This is a genomic window from Providencia alcalifaciens (assembly GCF_915403165.1).
GTDB classification, from domain to species: Bacteria; Pseudomonadota; Gammaproteobacteria; order Enterobacterales; family Enterobacteriaceae; genus Providencia; species Providencia alcalifaciens_C.
The window spans coordinates 384,760-408,804 of sequence record NZ_OU659204.1; the positions used below are offsets into that span (position 1 = coordinate 384,760).

The 24,045-nt window shown below is 43.1% G+C and carries 24 protein-coding genes; 20 read left to right on the top strand and 4 right to left on the bottom strand.

What is annotated here, in order from left to right; all coding sequences use genetic code 11:
• Positions 1-72: 72 nt before the first annotated feature.
• From LDO73_RS01700 to LDO73_RS01710, 3 genes are all read right to left on the bottom strand, one after another.
• Positions 73-792 carry a DUF4105 domain-containing protein gene (locus LDO73_RS01700; protein WP_224059916.1) on the bottom strand — a complete coding sequence of 240 codons (720 nt, stop codon included), beginning with the start codon at positions 790-792 and terminating at the stop codon, positions 73-75.
• Between the two features lie 7 nt (positions 793-799).
• Entirely contained in the window at positions 800-2,002 is a 1,203-nt protein-coding gene (locus LDO73_RS01705) for a peptidase (RefSeq protein WP_224059917.1), read from the bottom strand.
• A 416-nt stretch (positions 2,003-2,418) separates the two neighbouring features.
• The gene (locus tag LDO73_RS01710; RefSeq protein WP_224059918.1) at positions 2,419-4,353 is read right to left on the bottom strand and encodes an ABC transporter ATP-binding protein; all 1,935 of its coding nucleotides are present in this window, start codon (positions 4,351-4,353) and stop codon (positions 2,419-2,421) included.
• A 151-nt stretch (positions 4,354-4,504) separates the two neighbouring features.
• Here LDO73_RS01710 and kefG point away from each other — a divergent pair, with 151 nt between their 5' ends.
• The 4 genes from kefG to slyD all read left to right on the top strand — a co-directional run bounded on the left by kefG (position 4,505) and on the right by slyD (position 7,771).
• The gene (gene kefG, locus LDO73_RS01715; RefSeq protein WP_224059919.1) at positions 4,505-5,065 is read left to right on the top strand and encodes a glutathione-regulated potassium-efflux system ancillary protein KefG; all 561 of its coding nucleotides are present in this window, start codon (positions 4,505-4,507) and stop codon (positions 5,063-5,065) included.
• The gene (gene kefB, locus LDO73_RS01720) at positions 5,058-6,866 is read left to right on the top strand and encodes a glutathione-regulated potassium-efflux system protein KefB (RefSeq protein ID WP_224059920.1); all 1,809 of its coding nucleotides are present in this window, start codon (positions 5,058-5,060) and stop codon (positions 6,864-6,866) included. Before kefG ends, kefB begins: the two co-directional genes overlap by 8 nt.
• A 9-nt stretch (positions 6,867-6,875) precedes the next feature.
• Positions 6,876-7,079 (top strand): YheV family putative zinc ribbon protein, encoded by a 204-nt coding sequence (locus tag LDO73_RS01725; protein ID WP_224059921.1) that lies wholly within the window; start codon positions 6,876-6,878, stop codon positions 7,077-7,079.
• Positions 7,080-7,165: 86 nt separating this feature from the next.
• Complete coding sequence (gene slyD, locus LDO73_RS01730; RefSeq protein ID WP_224059922.1) at positions 7,166-7,771, top strand: peptidylprolyl isomerase; 606 nt, start codon at positions 7,166-7,168, stop codon at positions 7,769-7,771.
• 61 nt (positions 7,772-7,832) lie between these two features.
• Here slyD and LDO73_RS01735 read toward each other — a convergent pair whose 3' ends face one another.
• On the bottom strand, positions 7,833-8,054 hold the full coding sequence (locus LDO73_RS01735; protein ID WP_224059923.1) for a SlyX family protein: 222 nt from the start codon (positions 8,052-8,054) through the stop codon (positions 7,833-7,835).
• A gap of 232 nt (positions 8,055-8,286) precedes the next feature.
• On the opposite strand from LDO73_RS01735, the gene fkpA reads away from it, so the two are divergent.
• The 16 genes from fkpA to rpoB all read left to right on the top strand — a co-directional run bounded on the left by fkpA (position 8,287) and on the right by rpoB (position 24,028).
• The gene (fkpA, locus tag LDO73_RS01740) at positions 8,287-9,030 is read left to right on the top strand and encodes an FKBP-type peptidyl-prolyl cis-trans isomerase (protein ID WP_224059924.1); all 744 of its coding nucleotides are present in this window, start codon (positions 8,287-8,289) and stop codon (positions 9,028-9,030) included.
• A 337-nt stretch (positions 9,031-9,367) separates the two neighbouring features.
• Positions 9,368-10,072, top strand: coding sequence for a helix-turn-helix transcriptional regulator (locus tag LDO73_RS01745; protein ID WP_036948726.1), 705 nt, complete (start codon positions 9,368-9,370; stop codon positions 10,070-10,072).
• Positions 10,069-10,473 (top strand): sulfurtransferase complex subunit TusD, encoded by a 405-nt coding sequence (gene tusD, locus LDO73_RS01750; protein ID WP_224059925.1) that lies wholly within the window; start codon positions 10,069-10,071, stop codon positions 10,471-10,473. Before LDO73_RS01745 ends, tusD begins: the two co-directional genes overlap by 4 nt.
• Before the next feature lie 45 nt (positions 10,474-10,518).
• Positions 10,519-10,878 carry a sulfurtransferase complex subunit TusC gene (tusC, locus tag LDO73_RS01755; RefSeq protein ID WP_224059926.1) on the top strand — a complete coding sequence of 120 codons (360 nt, stop codon included), beginning with the start codon at positions 10,519-10,521 and terminating at the stop codon, positions 10,876-10,878.
• 39 nt (positions 10,879-10,917) lie between these two features.
• A complete protein-coding gene (gene tusB / locus LDO73_RS01760; RefSeq protein WP_224059927.1) occupies positions 10,918-11,205 on the top strand; it encodes a sulfurtransferase complex subunit TusB in 288 nt (95 codons plus the stop codon).
• Positions 11,206-11,341: 136 nt separating this feature from the next.
• The gene (rpsL, locus tag LDO73_RS01765; RefSeq protein ID WP_004265905.1) at positions 11,342-11,716 is read left to right on the top strand and encodes a 30S ribosomal protein S12; all 375 of its coding nucleotides are present in this window, start codon (positions 11,342-11,344) and stop codon (positions 11,714-11,716) included.
• A 98-nt stretch (positions 11,717-11,814) separates the two neighbouring features.
• Positions 11,815-12,285 (top strand): 30S ribosomal protein S7, encoded by a 471-nt coding sequence (rpsG, locus tag LDO73_RS01770; protein ID WP_008912851.1) that lies wholly within the window; start codon positions 11,815-11,817, stop codon positions 12,283-12,285.
• An 85-nt stretch (positions 12,286-12,370) separates the two neighbouring features.
• A complete protein-coding gene (gene fusA, locus LDO73_RS01775) occupies positions 12,371-14,497 on the top strand; it encodes an elongation factor G (protein WP_224059928.1) in 2,127 nt (708 codons plus the stop codon).
• A gap of 78 nt (positions 14,498-14,575) precedes the next feature.
• Complete coding sequence (gene tuf / locus LDO73_RS01780; RefSeq protein WP_224059545.1) at positions 14,576-15,760, top strand: elongation factor Tu; 1,185 nt, start codon at positions 14,576-14,578, stop codon at positions 15,758-15,760.
• A gap of 388 nt (positions 15,761-16,148) precedes the next feature.
• A complete protein-coding gene (gene secE / locus LDO73_RS01785; RefSeq protein WP_224059929.1) occupies positions 16,149-16,535 on the top strand; it encodes a preprotein translocase subunit SecE in 387 nt (128 codons plus the stop codon).
• A complete protein-coding gene (gene nusG / locus LDO73_RS01790) occupies positions 16,536-17,081 on the top strand; it encodes a transcription termination/antitermination protein NusG (RefSeq protein WP_224059930.1) in 546 nt (181 codons plus the stop codon).
• A gap of 167 nt (positions 17,082-17,248) precedes the next feature.
• Positions 17,249-17,677, top strand: coding sequence for a 50S ribosomal protein L11 (gene rplK, locus LDO73_RS01795; RefSeq protein ID WP_006657044.1), 429 nt, complete (start codon positions 17,249-17,251; stop codon positions 17,675-17,677).
• A gap of 4 nt (positions 17,678-17,681) precedes the next feature.
• Positions 17,682-18,383 (top strand): 50S ribosomal protein L1, encoded by a 702-nt coding sequence (gene rplA / locus LDO73_RS01800; RefSeq protein WP_224059931.1) that lies wholly within the window; start codon positions 17,682-17,684, stop codon positions 18,381-18,383.
• A gap of 335 nt (positions 18,384-18,718) precedes the next feature.
• Positions 18,719-19,216: a 50S ribosomal protein L10 gene (gene rplJ / locus LDO73_RS01805; RefSeq protein ID WP_224059932.1), complete on the top strand. Its 498-nt coding sequence runs from the start codon at positions 18,719-18,721 to the stop codon at positions 19,214-19,216.
• 60 nt (positions 19,217-19,276) lie between these two features.
• Complete coding sequence (rplL, locus tag LDO73_RS01810; protein ID WP_006657047.1) at positions 19,277-19,642, top strand: 50S ribosomal protein L7/L12; 366 nt, start codon at positions 19,277-19,279, stop codon at positions 19,640-19,642.
• Between the two features lie 357 nt (positions 19,643-19,999).
• On the top strand, positions 20,000-24,028 hold the full coding sequence (gene rpoB / locus LDO73_RS01815; protein ID WP_224059933.1) for a DNA-directed RNA polymerase subunit beta: 4,029 nt from the start codon (positions 20,000-20,002) through the stop codon (positions 24,026-24,028).
• The last annotated feature ends 17 nt before the right edge of the window (positions 24,029-24,045 follow it).

The window sequence follows — 24,045 nt, forward strand, 5'->3', positions numbered from 1 at the left end:
TAGTCTGTTTTTTGCCATACATTTGAAAGCTGCCTTCGCTATTTTTTTATAGCGTTTGGCAGGCTTTTTTTATTATCGACGTATTGCTTGAGAAAACTGGTTATCAATAAACTGTATAATAGGAATCTGCTGTTTATTAAAATAGTCTTTATCTTCAATAAAGCCTAATTGATGACAATATTGTGAAGCGTAGCCACTGACTAACAGCTTCCAGTTAAATTTAAAGTCAGGGTAGGTTTTCTTTGCGATTTTATAAATACTGGTTGTACAGTTATTCCACATAGAATGATATTTTTCGTTGGTCACTTTGAGCTGATTAAGTTTACTCATATAATTGAGAAATAGTTCGGTAATAAGTGGCTTATCTAAATTTAAGGGATAAATATAGACTTGTTCATTGCGTAAATTAACGCGAGTACCAATTAAATCCTGCTCATCAGCGACCACATAGATAATATCGTAGTTATAGAAAAACCCCTTCCAAACCGAAAATTGTTGATGTGATTTTCGCCTTGTTTCGATAGAAAAAGAGACATAATCCCCATTGGTAAAACCGAAGCTCAGAAAAACATGGGCGATCATTTTGCCAGACCAGTGGGATTGTACTAGATCTACGCTTTGCAAGTTAGATAGGTTGTAATGCTTAGTATCCCAAGTGTATTCATTCTTATCGGCAAATAGAAAAGAGCGAAAATTATGAATGGCGACGTCCGAAGTTTCGTGATTAAAATCCATATGGGATTTATAACGATACTCTGTTCTCCACTCATTTTGAGGCAATAGATTGCTCATCTGCACGCTACATTTTTAATAGAACAGACATGGCGCGGGAATAATCTAAAACAATGCCCGGTGTCCACGTCATAATGCTTGCATGTTTTCTGAGTTGGGACATGACCCAAAGTTCAGGGCTAAAGAGCAATTTAAGCAGCAGCATGAAGCCGCCTTTTTTCTCAGTAAAATATCCCTCGGTACTTTTTATTAGCGCCAAAGAAACGACGGTTGAGCAATTGCGATTCGTTAAATTGTAGGTCGTGTCTTTACTATATTCTTGCCAAAATGCATCTAGCTTTTCTTTACTGATCCCTTCAATGGTCAATTTGAAATTTGATGGCGGCGCGATTTTCATTTCATCAACATAACTTATTTGAAAAACCCCCGTGTCATTGTTTTCTTCGGTGGATTTTAATATCTGCAAAAATTGTGCTGTATCGCGGTCGATATCTTTCTCTGGGTAGTGGCTGATATATATTTCATCCAGTTCGAAAGCAACATGCCCTGTACTAATTACGCCTAATGAATTACGGGAAACAATATAGCGTTGGATAATTTTAAAAAATAGAGGCAGTTGCCCGGTAGTTGTCCATACGTGTAAGGTGGCGCGTTCTCTGCTTGAAGAGTCATCATTGCGTGTAAATACCATCTGGTTAACATTTGAAATCTGGCTGCTCACAACAAAGTAGTAAACAAAGAATGAATCTAGGGAGAAAATCATAATCAGCGTGCCAACATCCCAATAAACTTGGCGAGATGAATAGTCAAAAGACCAAGGAATGAAATTCCATAAACCTAATGAAAATTCAATAATGGAGACGGTGAACATTAACTTCCAGCGTTCAAATTTTAAAACCACACTATTGGACATTTTCCAGATAGCACTGACCATCAGATATAAGCCAGTAATAAACCCAGAGAGAACCGTTTCCCACGCATGTATTTTAGAAAATAAGACAATGTAGACCATTAAAAGTAGTACTAATCCACGGCTGATCCGCAGCCCTCGGGTAGCACCTTGGCAATACATCGCGCAGACAAATGAGCGAATGGCTTCCAATAAAATTGGAATACAGAGGAAAATCATAAACTCATGGGGATCGGCAAAAAAAGGTAGTAGAAAAAAGCAGGCACCAATCAGGACACCAAATAATGTGAGTGCCAGAATAAACCAGAAATATTTTTTTGCTGTGTCTCTGCCATAGAGCATTGTAATGATATAAATCATGCTGCACCAACCATAGAATCGTGATAAGTGCTAATGCCTTATCTTTATAGGTTTTTATTTTTAATTTGTAGGATTGGCTTCATTATAATAGGGATATTTCAGCGACAAAATAGATGGCAATTTGTGCGTTGTATGGTGATTTTAATTCATTGAAGAATAAGTGTTATTTTTAGTGTTACACTTTGATTGTGTGGCTTTAACTGCTTTAGGTTAACGATATGTTAATATTTAATTCTATTAATAACTCGTCAATACTTCGGATTATGTTTTAAAGAAACCATAAATAAGATTTTTATGTGTAATTAAATTCTTAAACTTAAAACTCCAATTATGATTATCTTTTTTGGTTATTTATTGAAATAACCCCTTATTAGTCTGATCTTAATAAAGGGTTATTATTGAAGAACGATTACGAATTAACCCACTTCAAACTCATTGGTCATGGTTTCTAACTGCTCTTGCAGATCCATCCATTCCATTTCAACGTCTTCAAGGGCTGACTTATGTTCAGTCTGCTTTTTCAAACAGTCAGTCAGCTCCGCTTTTTTATCTTGCTCATAAATGGCGGCATCGGATAACTTCGCCTCTAACTCGGCTAATGATGCAGAATGTTTTTCCATTTTCTTTTCCAATTCCGTAATTTTTTTACGGATAGGCTGGGTCAGTTGACGGAATTCGGCATCGCGGCGTTTTTGGTCTTTTCTATCTTGCGCCGTCACGGTTGAGGCGCTGGCTGGTTTATCTTTTTCTAGCAGATCACGAGTCTGTTGTAACTCGAGTTTATTTTGCTCCGCTAGCCATTGTTGATAATCATCTAAATCGCCATCAAATTGAGCCACCATACCGCCATGAACCAGATAAAATTCATCCGTTGTTGAGCGCAATAAATGCCTATCATGGGAGACCACAACTAAAGCGCCTTCAAAGTCCATTAGCGCATCAGTAAGTGCTTGACGCATATCTAAATCAAGGTGGTTAGTCGGTTCATCGAGTAACAGTAGGTTAGGGCGCTGCCATACCACTAAAGCTAAAACTAAGCGCGCTTTTTCACCCCCAGAAAAACGCCCCGTTGGATCTGTGACTTGGTCGCCTTTAAAGCCAAAACCGCCTAAATAATCACGCAGTTGTTGTTCGGTTTGGTCAGGAGCAAGGCGGGCGATATGCTGTAATGGTGATTCATCCGCATGCAAATATTCTAATTGATGTTGAGCAAAGTACCCAAGTTTGATGCCTTTTGAGAGCGAGATTTCCCCATGTAATGGAGGTAAATCACCCGCAAGCATCTTGATCAAGGTTGATTTACCTGCTCCGTTACGGCCTAATAAGCCGATACGTGAACCGGGGACTAAGTTCAATTTAATGGACTCTAAAATCACTTTCTCGGCGTAACCTGCGCTGACTTTTTCCATTTTCAATAATGGATTTGGTAAGCTTTCGGGTTTACGGAATGAAAAATGGAAGGGATTATCCACATGTGCAGGAGAAACCATTTCCATTTTTTCGAGCATTTTAATCCGGCTTTGAGCTTGTTTTGCTTTAGTGGCTTGCGCTCTAAAACGATCAATATAACTTTGTAAGTGTGCGGCTCTAACTTGTTGGCTCTCATATAAAGCTTGTTGCTGTGAAAGCTTCATCGCGCGTTGCCCTTCGAACGATGAATAGTTACCGGTATATTCGAACATGGATTCTTGTTCAATATGCAGCACTTTGTCGATGATTGGGTCGAGGAAGTCCCTATCATGGGAAATCAAAATCAGGGTGCCAGAATAGCTTTTAAGCCATTTTTCTAGCCAAATCACCGCATCTAAATCTAAGTGGTTAGTTGGTTCATCGAGAAGTAATAAGTCGGAACGGCACAGTAGGGCTTGCGCAAGGTTCAGGCGCATACGCCATCCACCGGAAAACGATTTTACCGGAGACTGTAGCTGTGCTTGGCTAAAGCCAAGGCCATGTAGCAAGCTCGCAGCACGGGATTGAATTGTCCACGCATCAATGGCATCTAACTGCCCATGAATGACGGCAATAGCGTGGCCGTCATTTTTTTCGTTCGCTTGTTGGAGTTTATGTTCTAAGGCGCGAAACTCACGATCGCCATCAATCACATACTCAATACAAGGTACATCAAGGGCTGGGGTTTCTTGGTTCACCCATGCCATAGACCAATTGCTTGGAAAGGTTGCTGATCCTGCTTCCGCTTGCAATTCACCCTTTAACAGTGCCAGCAATGTGGATTTTCCGCAGCCGTTTTTACCCACTAATCCGACTTTTTGCCCCGGATTGATAGTCGCAGTTGCATTGTCCAGCAGAACACGTACACCTCGGCGAATTTGTAATGAAGAGAAAACAATCATAGAAACCGTCTATTGAAAATATGTTAAATTGTTGAGTTAGATATATTCGAATAATAAAGTTATTACTGAAATATATTAAGCTTAAAGTACATTTAGCAGGCTGCATGGTAACGGAAAATTATCCGCCTGACACGCCTTTGAGGAGGGAAAGATGTCAAATACGCCAAAAGTGCTCGTGGTCTACGCTCACCCAGACCCCCATGAATCTGTTGCTAATCGTTTATTGTTAAATGCAGTGCGCGATTTTGACAATGTCACTATCCACGATTTATACGCAACATATCCCGATTACTTTATTGATGTCACTGCAGAACAAAAGCTACTTTGTCAGCATGATATCATCGTATTTCAGCATCCGCTGTACACTTATAGTTGTCCCGCGCTATTAAAAGAGTGGTTTGACCAAGTTCTGACTCGCCGATTTGCCACAGACCAAGGATACCAAAAACTGAAAGGCAAATATTGGCACTCGATTATTACTACCGGAGAGCCAGAAGAGGCATACCAGTATGGCGGCTATAATCGTTATCCATTATCTGAAATTCTTCGTCCATTTGAGTTGACCTCATTGATGTGTGATATGCACTGGATTGAACCGAACATTATCTATTCTGCCCGTCGGCAGAGCCCACAACAGTTACAGCAAATGGTTGATGAGTATAAGCGATGGATGAGACAACCCCTCAAGACGGGAGACATTTCAAATGGATGAATTAAATCTATTTGAGTCGGTGATCATATTTTTATGCGCCGGTGTGGTGATGGTGCCGATTGCCCAAAAAATCCGTTTGGGTGCGGTGTTAGGCTATTTATTAGCGGGGATTGTGATTGGCCCATTTGTATTGGGTTTTATTCGCAATGTTGATGACATCCTGCATTTCTCGGAGCTGGGTGTCGTCTTCTTAATGTTTTTGATTGGGTTGGAATTGAAGCCCTCAAAATTGTGGGAGCTGCGCCGGTCAATTTTTGGTGTCGGTACCATTCAAGTGGTTGTAACCGCGGCTTTGATGGCTGGGATCTTGATTCTAGCTCAGTTTTCATGGCAGGCAGCGGTCGTTGGCGGGCTGGGCATGGCGATGTCCTCAACAGCAATGGCGCTGCAATTAATGAATGAAAAAGGGATGTCCAACCAAGAAAGTGGGCAGCTCGGCTTTTCTGTTTTATTGTTCCAAGATATGGCGGTCATTCCGATTATGGCGCTGATCCCGTTATTGGCAGGGGATACGGGAAGCAGCGATTGGTACAAAATTGGATTGAAAGTGGTAGCGTTTGCGGGGTTATGGATTGTCGGTCGTTATTTATTACGCCCACTATTTAGGCTTGCAGCGAAATCGGGCGTTCATGAAATTTTTACGGCAGCGGCGTTGTTAGTCGTACTGGGTTCCGCGTTAATTATGGAAAGCCTTGGCTTTTCAATGGCATTGGGTACGTTTATGGCGGGGGTGATGCTCGCTGAGACGGAATTTCGTCATGAACTTGAGATTAATATCGAGCCGTTTAAAGGCTTGCTGCTGGGGCTGTTTTTCATCTCCGTCGGTATGTCATTAAATTTACAAGTGTTATGGGCTTATCTCCCTCAAGTTTTATTGGCGGTTTTGGTGCTGGTCACCGTGAAAGCGCTCATATTATATGTGCTGGGATTTGTGGCGCGTTTACGCACAGGCGCTCGAGCGCAATTTTCAGGGGTACTTAGCCAAGGTGGTGAGTTCGCTTTTGTGATTTATGCCACGGCATTCGGTGCTAGCGTGATTGATGAAAGGCAAATGGATTTATTGTTGGTGGTGGTGACGCTATCGATGATGACAACGCCACTTGTGATGCAGTTGATAGATGCGTATCTCAATCGCCGCTACAATCAGCAACCGATATCGACAGAAAAGCCATTTGTAGAGGATACCAATCCCCACGTTATTTTAGTGGGATTTGGGCGAATGGGGCAGGTGGTTGGTCGTTTACTGATGGCGAACAAAGTGAATATTACGGTGCTTGAACAAGACGTTACCGCGATTAGTACCATGCGTCGCTATGGTTACACTGTCTATTATGGGGATGCGCGCGAGCTGCAACTTCTGCGCTCAGCGGGAGCGGATAAAGCCAAAGCGATTGTGATCACCAGCAACGTTCCCGAAGAAGTGATGGAAATTGTGCGTATTTGCCAAGAAAATTTCCCGAATTTGCATATTATTGCCCGTGCAAAAGGGCGTTTAGAAGCTCACGAATTGCTGCATAGCGGCGTGACGGACTTTAGCCGTGAAACCTTTTCAAGCGCGTTAGAAATGGGAAGCAAGGCGCTGATTAGTACAGGAATGCATCCTCATAAAGCCTATCGTGCAAAACAGCATTTCCGTCGGCTTGATATGCGTATGTTAAGGGATATTATTCCTGAAAGTGAGAACAGCGATAGCGGGCAAATTTCGCGTATTAAAGAGGCTCGGCGTGAACTCAATGAACTCTTCGAAAAAGAGATGCAAAGAGAAAATCGCCAACCGCACAGCTGGAATAACGAACAGTAAGGTAGAAAAATGGCAGCAACACGTAAGCGTTTTATTGCTGGGGCAACCTGTCCTAAATGTAAGTCTCAAGATACCTTAATGATGTGGCGAGAAGATAAAATTGATGTGGTTGAATGTGTGAATTGCGGGGATCAACAGCGTCAAGCTGAAGGCGATGCTACTGAGCATGTGAGACAGCAAGAACAAGTTATTGGAATTTTTACCCCAGAGTAAGAGAATTTTGTCAATTCTCAATACAGCACAATTGTTTTCCGGTACAATTGGCAAAAATTTTTCCCTTACGGGTCGTAGGAGATGTCATGAAAGTAGCAAAAGACTTGGTTGTAAGCTTAGCTTACCAAGTAAGAACAGAAGACGGTGTTTTAGTTGATGAGTCCCCAGCAAATGCGCCAATGGACTATCTGCATGGCCGTGGTTCTTTAATTTCTGGTCTGGAAAAAGCATTAGAAGGTCGTGAAGTTGGCGAACATTTCGATGTTGAAGTCGCTTCAGACGATGCATATGGTCAATATGATGACAACCTAGTTCAACGCGTACCGAAAGATGTATTCATGGGCGTTGACGAGCTGGAAGTGGGTATGCGTTTCTTAGCGGATACTGACATGGGCCCAGTTCCAGTTGAAATCACTGGCATTGAAGGCGATGAAGTTATCGTTGACGGTAACCATATGTTAGCAGGTCAAAACCTGAAATTTAATGTTGAAGTCATGGCTATCCGTGAAGCAACTGAAGAAGAAATCGCTCATGGCCACGTCCATGGTGCAGATGGTCACGACCACGACCATGACCACGAAGGTGGTTGTTGTGGCGGTGGCGGTCATAGCCACGGTTCAGAAGGCGGTTGCTGTGGCGGTGGTGAAGGCGAAGGCCACGGTCACAAGCATGGCGGTTGTGGTTGCCACTAATCTCTAGCGCCAATGAGTAAAAAAAAGGAAAGCATCTGCTTTCCTTTTTTCGTTGATAGTTTCAGTAATGTGGTGGTGGCGTTTCTTCTTCTGGGCGAGCCAAGTGAGATGACTGCGATGCTTTTAATCTCTCAGCCACAATACGTAAATGTTCCTGCATTTTTGACAGCTGCATTTGTTGTTCTGTAATCACTTGGTTAAGCTGCTCAATAGTCAATTCTTGGAAAGCAACTTTGCTTTCTAAAAGTTCTAAACGCTGTTCAAAAGTGTCTGATGAATCCATTTTAGACTCTCCTTATGGGTTCCCATCATAAAAAAACATCATAATAACCGAACATTACAAATCAACAGATAAGTTTTATTTAAAGGTGTAGGCGTTGAAACCTCTTTTTGTTAATGTGGTCTAAGATATTCTTATATTTTTTGTGTTAACTGACAGCTTGTTTTTTAAGATAAGGAACAGCTATCAATAAAAATGAGCCGTATGGCTCGAATAATAGCTATCGGAGATTAGGATGAAATCACTGTTTAAGGCAAGTCTATTAGCAACAACATTAGCATTCGCTTTTACTGCCCCACAAGTTATGGCAGAAGAAGCAAAAACACAAGCGAGCGCTTTCAAAAATGCAGAAGAGCGTAACGCATACGCATTAGGTGCCTCTTTAGGCCGCTATATGCAAAATTCTTTAGAAGAGCAAAAATCGATCGGTATTAATCTGGACAAAGCCCAATTACTGGCGGGTGTTCAAGATGCATTCAACGGCAAAAGCAAAATGACTGATGCGCAAGTTGAAGAAACATTACGTCAATTCGAAGGCCAAGTGAAGAAAGCAGCTGAAGACAAAATCAAAGCTGAATCTGCCGCTAACGTGAAGAAAGGCGAAGAATACCGCGAGAAATTTGCGAAAGAAAAGGGCGTAGTGAAAACTAAGTCTGGCCTACTGTACAAGATTGAAAAAGATGGTACTGGCGCAAAACCTAAAGAAGACGAAACCGTTGTTGTTCACTATAAAGGCTCTTTAGTTGATGGCACAGAATTCGATAGTTCTTATTCTCGTAACGAGCCACTGACTATCCCATTAAATTCAGTGATCAAAGGCTGGACTGAAGGTTTATCTAACCTGAAGAAAGGTGGCAAGATGACATTAGTTATCCCACCAGAATTAGCTTACGGTGAAAACGGCGTTCCTGGTATCCCTGCAAACTCAACGCTGATCTTTGATGTTGAATTATTAGACATCAAACCTGCTGCAAAATAAGATTTCACTCATTAAAAATGAAAAAGCTCAGATTTGTTCTGGGCTTTTTTTATTGCGTTAGCAATTCAAGGCTAAAAAAGCCCAGTTGTGTCATTCTCAATTAAAAATTTGCATTTAAAAATCTTATATTCATTAAAACTTGTGATAAAACATACTCTCTTGCATTCATTCGCTTGACGGCAACGCCTCGGAGTTTTAACTTCAATAGATTCGTTTTTATTTTTAATCATCACATCCGTTGACTATGTACGATAAAATGAAGGCAAATGAGTCGAATAATGAATGCCTCATTGGTTGACGTGATGAATTTTATACACTTTAGAAGGATGCCGTTGAAATGTCTGATGCATTACAATCCCAAGACCTCAGTGATATTAATATTCTTGATAACCAGCCATTTACTGAGACTGACCACGAAATTTTAAAATCATATGAAGCTGCGGTTGACGGGCTCGCTATGCTAATTGGTGAGCATTGTGAAATTGTTCTTCACTCTTTAGAAGACCTCAAATGTTCAGCAGTGAGAATAGCGAATGGTCAGCATACAGGGCGTAAAATTGGCTCACCTATCACTGACTTAGCATTAAGAATGCTTCATGACATGGCGGATGCAGAATCCAATGTCTCTAAAGCCTATTTTACGAAAGCGAAAAGCGGCGACTTAATGAAGTCTGTGACGATTGCGATTCGTAATCGTAAGCAACGAGTTATCGGCTTACTGTGTATCAACATGAACTTGGATGTGCCATTCTCTGAAATCATCAAATCTTTTGTACCGGAAGAAAAGCAAGAAGTGACTTCTGATGTTAACTTTGCGTCTTCAGTTGATGATTTAGTTGCACAAACATTAGAATACACCATCGAAGAAGTTAGCAATGACCGTAATGTTTCTAACAACGCGAAAAATAAACAAGTGGTTCTGAACTTGTACGAAAAAGGGATCTTTGATATCAAAGATGCCATCAACCAAGTGGCTGATCGTCTGAATATTTCGAAACACACTGTCTATTTATATATCCGCCAATTTAAGAGTGGTGAATGAGTAAAACAACCCCGCTAACCTATTGTTTGTTAGTGACAGGCCCCGCATACGGCACTTCACAATCAGCAAGTGCCTATCAATTTGCCAAGGCCCTTCTTAAAGAGGGGCATCTATTGAAGACGGTGTTTTTCTATCAAGATGGCGTTCTTAATGGCAGTGTTTTAACTTCCCCTGCAAATGATGAATTTGACCTAGTTAAAGCGTGGTGCCAGCTGGCACAAGAGTCGGGCTGTGAAATGAATATCTGTGTTGCGGCAGGGTTACGTCGTGGTATTACAGATGAAGAGCAAGCTAACGCGCTATCGCTATCTGCTTATAACTTATCTGAAAGTTTTACCATGAGCGGTTTAGGAAGTCTGGCTGAAGCCATGTTGACTACTGACCGCACAATCCAGTTTTAAGCCTGAACATCATTAACCACGTCACTCTATAAGATAAGGTCTCTTGTGAAGAAAATAGCCTTTGTTTTTACGACTATGCCACATGGTAGTGCTAGTGGGCGTGAAGGACTGGATGCGTTATTAGCGACATCAGCACTGACAGAAGAAATCAGCGTATTCTTTCTCTCTGATGGCGTATTCCAATTACTCGCTCACCAGCAGCCTAAAGAAATTTTAGCTCGGGATTACATTGCTACATTTAAGATCTTACCTCTTTATGATATTGAAAATATTTACCTATGTTCAGAGTCATTAAAGGAAAGAGGCCTTAGTCAGCAAAATGAGTGGATTGTGACGCCTGAATTTTTAACACCCCAGCAGATCCAAGAGCAGTTATCTGCCTGTGATGTTGTGTTGAAATTTTGATCTTGCGTTCAAATTTTGATCTGTAGTAGGATCCCGCCTATGCTATACACCCTAGCCACCTCTCCATTTAAATGTGATTTTTCCGCGCTACTGCGTTTAATCACCAATGAAGACGCTATATTGCTTTTCCAAGATGGTGTGATTGCCGCTGTTTCACAATCCAAATATCTTGCGGAATTACAAAATAGCGGCGCAAAAATCTATGCCTTAAATGCAGATATTCACGCCCGAGGGCTACAAGATCAAGTAGCTGATAGCGTTTCTATCATCTCATATCAAGGTTTTGTAAAGCTAACTGAAGCTCATAAGCAACATTTTGCCTTATAAAGTCACTAAAAGTTGTATATTTCTTGACACCTGAGCCAGTCGGCAATAAAATTTCGCGTCCTCGTGTATCGTCATGTTGGCGAACGAGGTCAAAATCCGTGTTTACGAAGCAAAAAAACCAGGAGCTTTTTTAATAATGGCAACTATTAATCAGCTGGTACGCAAATCTCGTAGCTCGAAAGTTGTGAAAAGCAACGTTCCAGCACTGGAAGCTTGCCCGCAAAAACGTGGCGTATGTACTCGTGTATATACTACCACTCCTAAAAAACCAAACTCAGCATTACGTAAAGTATGCCGTGTTCGTTTAACTAACGGTTTCGAAGTATCTTCCTACATCGGTGGTGAAGGCCACAACTTGCAGGAACACTCCGTAATCCTGATCCGTGGCGGTCGTGTTAAAGACTTGCCAGGTGTGCGTTATCACACCGTTCGCGGCGCACTGGACTGTTCTGGTGTTAAAGACCGTAAGCAAGCTCGTTCTAAATACGGCGCGAAGAAACCTAAGGCTTAATGGATTTCCGTTAAGTAAGGCCAAACATTTTTAATCTTAATGTCAAAATACTCTCGTAGAGTTTTGGACAAACCTGAATTAACAACGGAGTCATATCCATGCCACGTCGTCGCGTAATTGGTCAACGTAAAATTCTTCCAGATCCTAAGTTCGGATCAGAATTACTGGCCAAATTTGTAAATATCCTGATGGTAGACGGGAAAAAATCTACTGCTGAAGCAATCGTATACAACGCACTTGAAACCCTTGCTCAGCGTTCTGGTAAAACTGAACTTGATGCATTCGAATTAGCACTTGATAACGTGCGTCCGACTGTGGAAGTTAAATCCCGCCGTGTTGGTGGTTCAACTTACCAAGTTCCAGTTGAAGTTCGCCCGGTTCGTCGTAATGCCCTGGCAATGCGTTGGATCGTTGATGCTGCTCGTAAACGCGGTGATAAATCTATGGCGCTTCGCCTGGCAAACGAATTATCAGACGCTGCTGAGAATAAAGGTTCATCTGTTAAGAAACGTGAAGACGTTCACCGTATGGCAGAAGCTAACAAGGCGTTCGCACACTACCGTTGGTAATCTCTTACCAATCTTAGTGATGTATCTCAGGGTAGCTTTTGCTGCCCTTTATATAAAGAATTGAACGCCCACGAGAGAGGAAAAAATGGCCCGTCAAACGCCCATAGCACGCTACCGTAATATCGGTATCAGTGCACACATCGACGCTGGTAAAACCACAACTTCTGAACGTATTCTGTTCTATACTGGTGTAAACCATAAAATCGGTGAAACCCACGAAGGTTCTGCAACTATGGACTGGATGGAGCAGGAGCAAGAGCGTGGTATTACTATCACTTCAGCTGCGACTACTGCATTCTGGTCTGGTATGGCTAAACAGTATGAGCCACACCGTATCAACATCATCGACACCCCAGGACACGTTGACTTCACAATCGAAGTAGAACGTTCTATGCGTGTTCTTGATGGCGCGGTAATGGTTTACTGTGCGGTTGGTGGTGTTCAGCCACAGTCTGAAACTGTATGGCGTCAGGCTAACAAATATAAAGTTCCACGTATCGCGTTCGTTAACAAAATGGACCGTATGGGTGCGAACTTCTTACGCGTTGTTGAGCAATTAAAAACTCGTTTAGCAGCTACTGCAGTTCCACTGCAATTACCAGTTGGCGCAGAAGAGTCGTTCACTGGTGTTGTTGACTTGCTGAAAATGAAAGCAATCAAATGGAGCGATGAAGACCAAGGCGTTACCTTCGAATACGAAGATATCCCTGCGGACATGCAAGAGCTGGCTGAAGAGTGGCACAACAACCTGATCGAATCCGCTGCAGAAGCATCAGAAGAACTGATGGAAAAATATCTGGGCGGTGAAGAACTGACTGAAGCAGAAATTAAAGGTGCTTTACGTCAACGTGTTCTTGCTAGCGAAATTATCCTGGTTACCTGTGGTTCTGCATTTAAGAACAAAGGTGTTCAGGCGATGCTGGATGCGGTCGTGGATTACTTACCAGCTCCTACAGATGTACCGGCAATTAACGGTATTCTGGACGATGGTAAAGATACTCCAGCTGAACGTCATGCGAGTGACGAAGAGCCGTTCTCATCTTTAGCATTTAAAATTGCAACTGACCCATTCGTTGGTAACCTGACATTCTTCCGTGTTTACTCCGGTGTTGTTAACTCAGGTGACACCGTTCTGAACGCTGTTAAATCGAAGAAAGAGCGTTTTGGTCGTATCGTTCAGATGCACGCTAACAAGCGTGAAGAGATTAAAGAAGTTCGCGCTGGTGACATCGCGGCTGCTATCGGTCTGAAAGACGTAACTACAGGTGATACTTTATGTGCAGTTGATGCACCAATCATCCTGGAGCGTATGGAATTCCCAGAGCCAGTAATCTCTGTTGCAATCGAACCAAAAACTAAAGCTGACCAAGAAAAAATGGGTATCGCATTAGGCCGTCTGGCTCAAGAAGACCCATCATTCCGCGTATCAAGTGATGAAGAGACTAATCAGACTATCATCGCTGGTATGGGTGAATTGCACTTGGACGTTCTGGTTGACCGTATGCGTCGTGAATTCAAAGTTGAAGCGAACGTTGGTAAACCACAAGTAGCTTACCGCGAAGCAATCACTATGAAAGTGACTGATATCGAAGGTAAACACGCGAAACAGTCTGGTGGTCGTGGTCAGTACGGTCATGTCGTTATCGATATGTTCCCACTGAACAAAAACGATAAAGATGGTCTGCCAATGGACTACGAATTTGCCAACGACATTAAAGGTGGTGTAATTCCTACGGAATACATCCCTGCCGTTGATAAAGGTCTGCAAGAGCAGCTGAAATCTGGTCCATTAGCGGGTTATCCAGTAGTTAACATGGGTGTTCGTCTGCATTTCGGTTCTTACCATGATGTTGACTCCTCTGAATTGGCGTTTAAACTTGCGGCATCAATCGCATTTAAAGACGGCTTCAAAAAAGCGAAACCAGTTCTGCTTGAGCCAATCATGAAAGTTGAAGTGGAAACTCCAGAAGACTACATGGGCGATGTAATTGGTGACCTGAACCGTCGTCGTGGTATGATTGAAGGTATGGATGACTTACCTACTGGTAAAGTTGTTCGTGCACAAGTACCATTATCCGAAATGTTCGGTTATGCTACTGACCTGCGTTCTCAGACACAAGGTCGTGCTTCATACTCTATGGAGTTCCTGAAGTACAATGAAGCGCCAAACAACGTTGCACAAGCTGTAATCGAAGCTCGTAACGCTAGATAATCGATTTTTATCGATTTAACTACTTTAATTTAAGTTCCTTCTTTATCGTGAAGAGGGGACTCCATAAGGAATAGAGTCGTGTCTAAAGAAAAATTTGAACGTTCAAAACCGCACGTTAACGTTGGTACAATCGGCCACGTTGACCATGGTAAAACTACCCTGACAGCAGCAATCACTACTGTTCTGGCTAAAACTTACGGCGGTAACGCTCGTGCATTCGACCAAATCGATAACGCACCAGAAGAAAAAGCGCGTGGTATCACCATTTCTACTTCTCACGTAGAATACGATACTCCAACTCGCCACTACGCACACGTAGACTGCCCAGGACACGCCGATTATGTTAAAAACATGATCACTGGTGCTGCTCAGATGGATGGTGCAATCCTGGTTGTTGCTGCGACTGATGGCCCAATGCCACAAACTCGTGAGCACATCCTGTTAGGTCGCCAAGTAGGTGTTCCTTACATCATCGTTTTCCTGAACAAATGTGACATGGTAGACGACGAAGAACTGTTAGAATTAGTTGAAATGGAAGTTCGTGAACTTCTGTCTCAGTACGATTTCCCAGGCGACGACACTCCAGTTGTTCGTGGTTCAGCACTGAAAGCGCTGGAAGGCAACCCAGAGTGGGAAGCGAAAATTGTTGAATTAGCAGGCTACTTGGATTCTTACATCCCAGAACCAGAGCGTGCAATTGACAAGCCATTCCTGCTGCCAATCGAAGACGTATTCTCAATCTCTGGTCGTGGTACAGTAGTAACAGGCCGTGTTGAGCGTGGTATCGTTAAAGTTGGTGAAGAAGTTGAAATCGTTGGTATCCAAGCAACGGCTAAAACAACTTGTACTGGCGTTGAAATGTTCCGTAAACTGCTGGACGAAGGTCGTGCGGGTGAGAACGTTGGTGTTCTGCTGCGTGGTACTAAGCGTGAAGAAATTCAACGTGGTCAAGTACTGGCTAAACCAGGTTCAATCAAGCCACACACCCAATTCGAATCAGAAGTTTATATTCTGAGCAAAGATGAAGGTGGTCGTCATACTCCATTCTTCAAAGGCTACCGTCCACAGTTCTACTTCCGTACAACTGACGTAACCGGTACTATCGAACTGCCAGAAGGCGTAGAGATGGTAATGCCAGGCGATAACATCAACATGATCGTGACACTGATTCACCCAATCGCGATGGATGATGGTTTACGTTTCGCAATCCGTGAAGGTGGTCGTACTGTAGGTGCGGGTGTTGTTGCAAGAATCATTGCATAATACCGCTCTTTCTGAATAAGAAAGAACCACTTTAGTAAAAAGGGCATCGACTGATGCCCTTTTTATACTCAAGTTTTTAAAATGTTAGCGTTTAAACCTAAGAACCTATCTCATCAATCGTTTTCATAATTATTGGTGAGATAGGCTCTGAAACAACGATTTACTGACTGTATTGAGAGTCCGATACAGTTATATGAGATTTATTAAGGTTTTGCCCAGAAGTTATGGTATATTTTACCGCTGCCACGAAAAGATATTTATTTTCGAAATAGGGTGGTCATTAAATTTACTGGGTATGCTGGCATATTCTATTGGTGTGCTCTGATTGCCATACTGCATAGGTAAGGCAAGCGAGCTTTATACATACTTCATGGTAACAGGTTGAATTATGAGTGCGAATAGCGAAGCTCAAGGAAGTGGACGCAGTGTAGACATCTTTAAATGGATAGTTGTCTGTGCCTTATTATTAGTTGCTATCGTGGGCAACTATTACTTCCGTCAATATAATCTCGCACTGCGTGCTTTTGCAGTTGTGGCTGTAGTAGCTATTGCTGGTGCTGTTGCTTTGTGGACCACAAAAGGTAAAGCAACTCTGGCGTTTGCGCGCGAAGCTCGCATCGAGGTGAAAAAAGTCATTTGGCCTACTCGCCAGGAAGCATTACAAACGACTTTGATTGTTGCTGCTGTAACGGCTGTAATGTCACTAATCCTGTGGGGATTAGATGGTATCCTAGTGCGTTTAGTTTCATTTATTACAAGCCTGAGGTTATTCTAAATGTCAGATTTACCTAAAAAACGCTGGTATGTCATTCAGGCATTCTCTGGTTTTGAAGGTCGCGTAGCACAGTCTCTGCGTGAACATATCAAATTACATAATATGGAAGAGTCGTTTGGTGATGTTATGGTCCCAACTGAAGAAGTTGTTGAGATCCGTAGCGGCCAGCGCCGTAAAAGTGAGCGCAAATTCTTCCCTGGTTACGTATTAGTTCAAATGGTCATGAATGATGACTCTTGGCACTTAGTACGCAGTGTTCCGCGTGTAATGGGCTTTATCGGTGGGACTTCAGATCGTCCAGCACCAATTAGTGATAAAGAAGTTGATGCGATTATGAATCGCTTACAACAAGTTGGTGATAAGCCACGTCCTAAAACACTATTTGAACCAGGTGAAATGGTTCGTGTTAGCGAAGGTCCATTCGCTGACTTCAACGGTGTTGTTGAAGAAATCGACTATGAAAAGAGCCGCTTAAAAGTCTCTGTTTCTATTTTTGGTCGTGCAACCCCAGTTGAGTTAGACTTCGGACAGGTAGAAAAAGCCTAACTAATCCGAATAGCAGACTTGCAAAAGGCGCGAAATTTTCATACAATTTCGCGCCTTTTGTTTTTTATGCTTGGCATGATACTGTGTAAACGGTATTTTGCGGGGCGTTAATGTAACGGGGAGCCTTAATCCTTTAAGGCGTTATTACCCAATTTGAGGAAATATTCATGGCTAAGAAAGTACAAGCCTACGTTAAGCTGCAAGTAGCAGCTGGTATGGCAAACCCAAGTCCACCGGTTGGTCCAGCACTGGGTCAGCAAGGTGTGAACATCATGGAATTCTGTAAAGCGTTCAACGCAAAAACAGACAGCCTGGAAAAAGGTTTACCAATTCCTGTTGTTATTACTGTTTATGCAGACCGTTCATTCACTTTCGTAACTAAAACTCCACCGGCAGCAGTTCTGCTGAAAAAAGCGGCTGGCGTTAAGTCTGGTTCTGGTAAGCCGAACAAAGACAAAGTTGGTAAAGTGACTTCTGCACAGGTTCGCGAAATCGCAGAAACTAAAGCTGCGGATATGACTGGTGCTGACGTTGACGCGATGATGCGTTCAATCGCTGGTACTGCTCGTTCCATGGGCCTGGTAGTGGAGGACTAATAGAATGGCTAAACTGACTAAGCGCATGCGCAATATCCGTGAAAAAGTTGATGTAACTAAACAGTATGACATCAATGAAGCTGTTGCTCTGCTGAAAGAATTAGCGACTGCTAAATTCGTTGAAAGCGTTGACGTAGCTATCAATCTTGGTATCGATGCTCGTAAATCTGACCAGAACGTTCGCGGTGCAACTGTACTGCCACACGGTACTGGCCGTTCAGTTCGCGTTGCTGTGTTCGCACAAGGCGCAAACGCTGAAGCTGCGAAAGCTGCTGGCGCTGAACTGGTTGGTATGGAAGATCTGGCTGATAAAATCAAAGCTGGTGAAATGAACTTTGACGTTGTTATTGCTTCTCCAGATGCAATGCGCGTTGTTGGCCAATTAGGTCAAGTTCTGGGCCCACGTGGTCTGATGCCAAACCCGAAAGTTGGTACTGTAACTCCTAACGTTGCTGAAGCAGTTAATAACGCTAAAGCTGGTCAGGTTCGTTACCGTAACGACAAAAACGGAATCATCCATACCACTATCGGTAAAGCTGATTTCGACGCTGATAAACTGAAAGAAAACCTTGAGTCTCTGCTGATCGCGCTGAAAAAAGCAAAACCAGCTTCTGCTAAAGGTATTTTCATCAAGAAAATCAGCCTGTCCACTACAATGGGCGCAGGTGTTGCTATCGACCAATCTGGTCTGTCAGCAGCAGTTTAATTCCATTAGCATTTGCTAATCGGCAATTAGGCTTTACCTTTGCGTTAAATTTGTATAAAATTTGACGCCTTGAGTTTGTTGGGTATAGAAATGTGCCCAACAAACCACAAATTTCGGTATGGAGTCTGGCCTTTCCAGACCCCGTCCAAGACCGCAGGTGTAGTTTATGAATTACTAGTAGCTACTTAATTTACCTGCGTAGACGGTGACAGAGATACCTAGAATTTAATTCTGGATTTCTATTCTGCTCACCGTGTTTTAGCGCTCTTACATAATGTTGTGTTTGAGTGATGTGAGTCCCGGGTTTTCCCGGTTAATCCAGGAGCAAGAAGCTAATGGCACTAAATCTTCAAGACAAACAAGCGATTGTTGCTGAAGTCAGCGAAGTAGCCAAAGGCGCGCTTTCTGCAGTTGTTGCTGATTCACGCGGCGTAACTGTAGCAAAAATGACTGAACTGCGTAAAGCAGGTCGCGAAGCTGGCGTTTATATCCGTGTTGTTCGTAACACACTGATTCGTCGTGCTGTTGAAGGTACTGCTTATGATGTACTGAAAGACGCGTTTGTTGGTCCAACCTTAATTGCTTTCTCTAACGAACATCCGGGCGCTGGCGCTCGTCTGTTCAAAGAGTTCGCGAAAGCGAATCCAGCATTTGAGATTAAAGCTGCGGCCTTTGAAGGTGAGTTAATCCTAGCGAAAGATATCGATCGTCTGGCAACTCTCCCAACTTACGATGAAGCAATCGCACGCCTGATGGCAACCATGAAAGAAGCCGCTGCCGGCAAATTGGTTCGTACACTGGCTGCTCTGCGCGATCAGAAAGAAGCTGCATAAGCCCTTTCCTTCGTTGCTTTTTAACGTATAAACTATTTCTGAATTTTAGGAACACTTGTTATGTCTATCACTAAAGACCAAATCCTTGATGCAGTTGCAGAAATGTCTGTAATGGACGTTGTTGAACTGATTACTATGATGGAAGAAAAATTCGGCGTTTCTGCTGCTGCAGCTGTTGCTGTTGCTGCGGGCCCTGCTGAAGCTGCTGAAGAAAAAACTGAATTTGACGTTGTTCTGGCATCTGTTGGTGCGAACAAAGTTGCAGTTATCAAAGCAGTACGTGGCGCAACCGGTCTTGGCCTGAAAGAAGCTAAAGACATGGTAGAATCAGCTCCTGCAGTTATCAAAGAAGCTGCAAGCAAAGACGAAGCTGAAACTCTGAAAAAATCTCTTGAAGAAGCAGGCGCTTCTGTTGAACTTAAATAAGTTCAATTTCAAGAACGCAGCTTAAGTAATTAGGCTGATGGCTGGTGATTTTTTAATCACCAGCCTTTTTGCGCTGTAAAGCGTGATGGGTGTTAACAGCTTTTCACGCAGTTTTAATGTTAACAAACAACCCTCCAATACTTCTTTCTATTTGACTACTTAATATACTGTGTTCTGCGCTACGACCCGCTCGGGTAGCTCGGTAGCAATTGCAACGCAATGAAATGATTTAAGAGTAATAGCAATGAGTATTCAGGAAAGTATTCATTTTCCATTTCTTCAAAAAACGCGTTCCTGTTCTGCCCTTAATCTAAAGGCGAACGATTTGGGTCACTGATCAACGAGCTGAGGAAACCTATGGTTTACTCCTATACCGAGAAAAAACGTATTCGTAAGGATTTTGGTAAACGTCCACAAGTTTTGGATATACCTTATCTCCTTTCCATCCAACTTGACTCGTTCCAGAAGTTTATCGAGCAAGATCCTAATGGCCAGAATGGTCTGGAAGCAGCTTTCCGTTCTGTATTCCCAATTCAGAGCTACAGCGGTAATGCTGAACTGCAATATGTCAGCTATCGTTTAGGCGAGCCTGTTTTTGATGTTAAAGAATGTCAAATTCGCGGTGTGACCTATTCTGCACCATTGCGTGTAAAACTGCGCCTGATCGTGTATGAGCGAGAAGCTCCAGAAGGCACCGTTAAAGACATCAAAGAACAAGAAGTCTACATGGGTGAAATTCCACTCATGACTGAAAACGGAACTTTTGTTATCAACGGTACTGAGCGTGTTATCGTTTCCCAGTTACACCGTAGTCCTGGTGTATTCTTCGATAGCGATAAAGGTAAAACTCACTCTTCAGGTAAAGTGCTGTATAACGCACGTATTATTCCTTACCGTGGTTCATGGCTTGATTTCGAATTCGATCCGAAAGATAACCTGTTTGTACGTATTGACCGTCGCCGTAAATTACCTGCGACCATTATTCTGCGTGCAATGGATTACAACACCGAAGAAATCTTAAATCTGTTCTTCGATAAAACTGTATTCCAAATCCGTGATAACAAACTGATGATGACGCTGGTTCCTGAGCGTCTGCGTGGTGAAACTGCTTCTTTCGATATCGAAGCAAACGGCAAAGTCTATGTTGAAAAAGGCCGTCGTATCACTGCTCGTCATATTCGTCAGTTAGAAAAAGAAGAAGTTAGCAACATCGAAGTACCTGTTGAATACATCGCAGGCAAAGTTGTTGCAAGAGATTACATCGATGAGAGCACCGGTGAGCTGATTTGTGCAGCAAACATGGAACTGTCATTAGATATGTTGGCACGTCTGAGCCAGTCTGGTCACAAAACAATCGAAACATTGTTTACCAATGACCTAGACCACGGTGCTTACATGTCTGAAACCGTTCGCGTCGACCCAACTAACGATCGCTTAAGCGCTCTGGTAGAAATCTACCGTATGATGCGCCCTGGTGAGCCACCAACACGCGAAGCTGCAGAAAACCTGTTCGAAAACTTATTCTTCTCTGAAGATCGTTACGACTTGTCTGCTGTAGGCCGCATGAAATTCAACCGTTCACTAAACCGTGAAGAGATTGAAGGTTCAGGCATCCTGAGCAAAGAAGATATCATTGAGGTAATGAAAAAACTCATTGAGATCCGTAACGGTAGAGGTGAAGTGGATGATATCGACCACTTAGGTAACCGTCGTATTCGTTCCGTTGGCGAAATGGCTGAGAACCAATTCCGTGTAGGTCTGGTTCGTGTTGAGCGTGCAGTGAAAGAGCGTCTTTCTCTGGGCGACCTTGATGCATTAATGCCACAGGATATGATCAACGCTAAGCCAATTTCAGCCGCAGTTAAAGAGTTCTTTGGTTCCAGCCAGCTGTCTCAATTTATGGACCAGAACAACCCACTGTCTGAAATTACGCATAAACGTCGTATCTCTGCATTAGGCCCTGGTGGTCTGACTCGTGAACGTGCAGGCTTCGAAGTACGTGACGTACACCCAACTCACTATGGTCGTGTTTGTCCAATCGAAACCCCTGAAGGTCCGAACATCGGTCTGATCAACTCATTATCTGTTTATGCACAGACCAATGAGTACGGTTTCTTAGAAACCCCATACCGTTTAGTTCGTGATGGCATCGTAACAGATGAAATCCATTACCTGTCTGCAATCGAAGAAGGTAACTTCATCATTGCTCAGGCGAACACCGTATTAAGCGACGATGGCCGTTTCATCGAAGAACTGATTACTTGTCGTAACCGTGGTGAATCAAGCTTATTCAGCCGTGAACAAGTTGAATATATGGACGTTTCGACTCAACAGGTTGTTTCTGTTGGTGCGTCACTGATCCCATTCCTTGAACACGATGATGCTAACCGTGCATTGATGGGTGCGAACATGCAACGTCAAGCGGTTCCTACTTTACGTGCTGACAAACCATTAGTTGGTACAGGTATGGAACGTGCGGTAGCGGTTGACTCCGGTGTTACTGCTGTTGCAAGACGTGGTGGTTCAGTTCAATACGTTGATGCTTCTCGTATCGTTATCAAAGTTAACGAAGATGAGATGTATCCGGGCGAAGCTGGAATCGATATCTATAACCTGACTAAATACACTCGTTCTAACCAGAACACCTGTATTAACCAGATGCCTTGCGTATCTTTAGGTGAACCAGTTGAACGTGGTGATGTGTTAGCTGACGGTCCTTCAACAGACCTCGGCGAATTAGCACTGGGTCAAAACATGCGCGTGGCATTCATGCCATGGAATGGTTATAACTTCGAAGACTCCATCTTAGTTTCAGAGCGTGTTGTTCAAGAAGACCGTTTCACAACCATTCACATTCAGGAACTCTCTTGTGTGTCTCGTGACACCAAATTAGGGCCTGAAGAGATCACTGCGGATATTCCAAACGTTGGTGAAGCAGCTCTGTCTAAACTTGATGAATCCGGTATCGTTTATATTGGTGCAGAAGTGAAAGGCGGCGATATTCTGGTTGGTAAAGTAACCCCTAAAGGTGAAACCCAATTAACACCAGAAGAAAAACTGCTGCGTGCTATCTTCGGTGAAAAAGCTTCAGACGTTAAAGACTCTTCTTTACGTATCCCTAACGGCGTATCAGGTACGGTTATCGACGTACAAGTATTTACTCGTGATGGTGTAGAGAAAGACAAACGTGCTTTGGAAATCGAAGAAACTCAGTTACGTGATGCGAAGAAAGACTTAACAGAAGAGCTGCGTATTTTTGAATCCGCACTGTTCTCTCGTATCCGTTCTGTACTGATCAGCGGTGGTATTGAAGCTGATAAACTGGACAAACTACCTCGTGACCGTTGGTTAGAATTAGCATTAGCTGATGAAGAGAAACAGAACCAGTTAGAGCAATTAGCTGAACAGTACGATGAACTGAAATCTGATTTCGCTAAGAAACTGGAAGCAAAACGTCGCAAGATCACTCAAGGTGATGACCTTGCACCGGGCGTACTGAAAATTGTTAAGGTTTATCTGGCTGTTAAACGTCAGATTCAACCGGGTGATAAAATGGCGGGTCGCCATGGTAACAAAGGTGTTATCTCAAAAATCAACCCAGTTGAAGACATGCCTTACGATGAAAACGGTAACCCAGTTGACATCGTTCTGAACCCGCTGGGCGTACCATCACGTATGAACATCGGTCAGATTCTGGAAACGCACTTAGGTATGGCTGCTAAAGGTATTGGTGAAAAAATCAATGCTATGCTTAAACAGCAGCAAGAAGTTGCCAAACTGCGTGAATTCATCCAGAAAGCGTATGATTTAGGTGATGATCCGCGTCAGAAAGTTGACTTAACTACTTTCTCTGATGAAGAAGTTATGCGTTTGGCTGAGAACTTGAAAAAAGGTATGCCAATTGCAACACCAGTATTTGATGGTGCAAAAGAGAAAGAAATTAAAGAACTGCTGAAACTGGCTGGTTTACCAACGTCAGGTCAGATTACATTGTTTGATGGCCGTACTGGCGAGAAATTTGAGCGTCAAGTAACCGTAGGTTACATGTACATGCTGAAACTGAACCACTTGGTTGACGATAAGATGCACGCCCGTTCAACTGGTTCTTACAGCTTGGTTACTCAGCAACCGCTGGGTGGTAAAGCGCAGTTCGGTGGTCAGCGTTTCGGGGAGATGGAAGTGTGGGCACTGGAAGCATACGGTGCAGCCTATACGCTTCAAGAAATGCTTACAGTTAAATCGGATGACGTTAACGGCCGTACGAAGATGTATAAAAACATCGTCGATGGCAGCCATCAGATGGAACCTGGTATGCCGGAATCTTTCAACGTATTGCTGAAAGAAATCCGTTCACTGGGTATCAACATCGAACTGGAAGACGAGTAATTCGTTTTGCGCCGGAA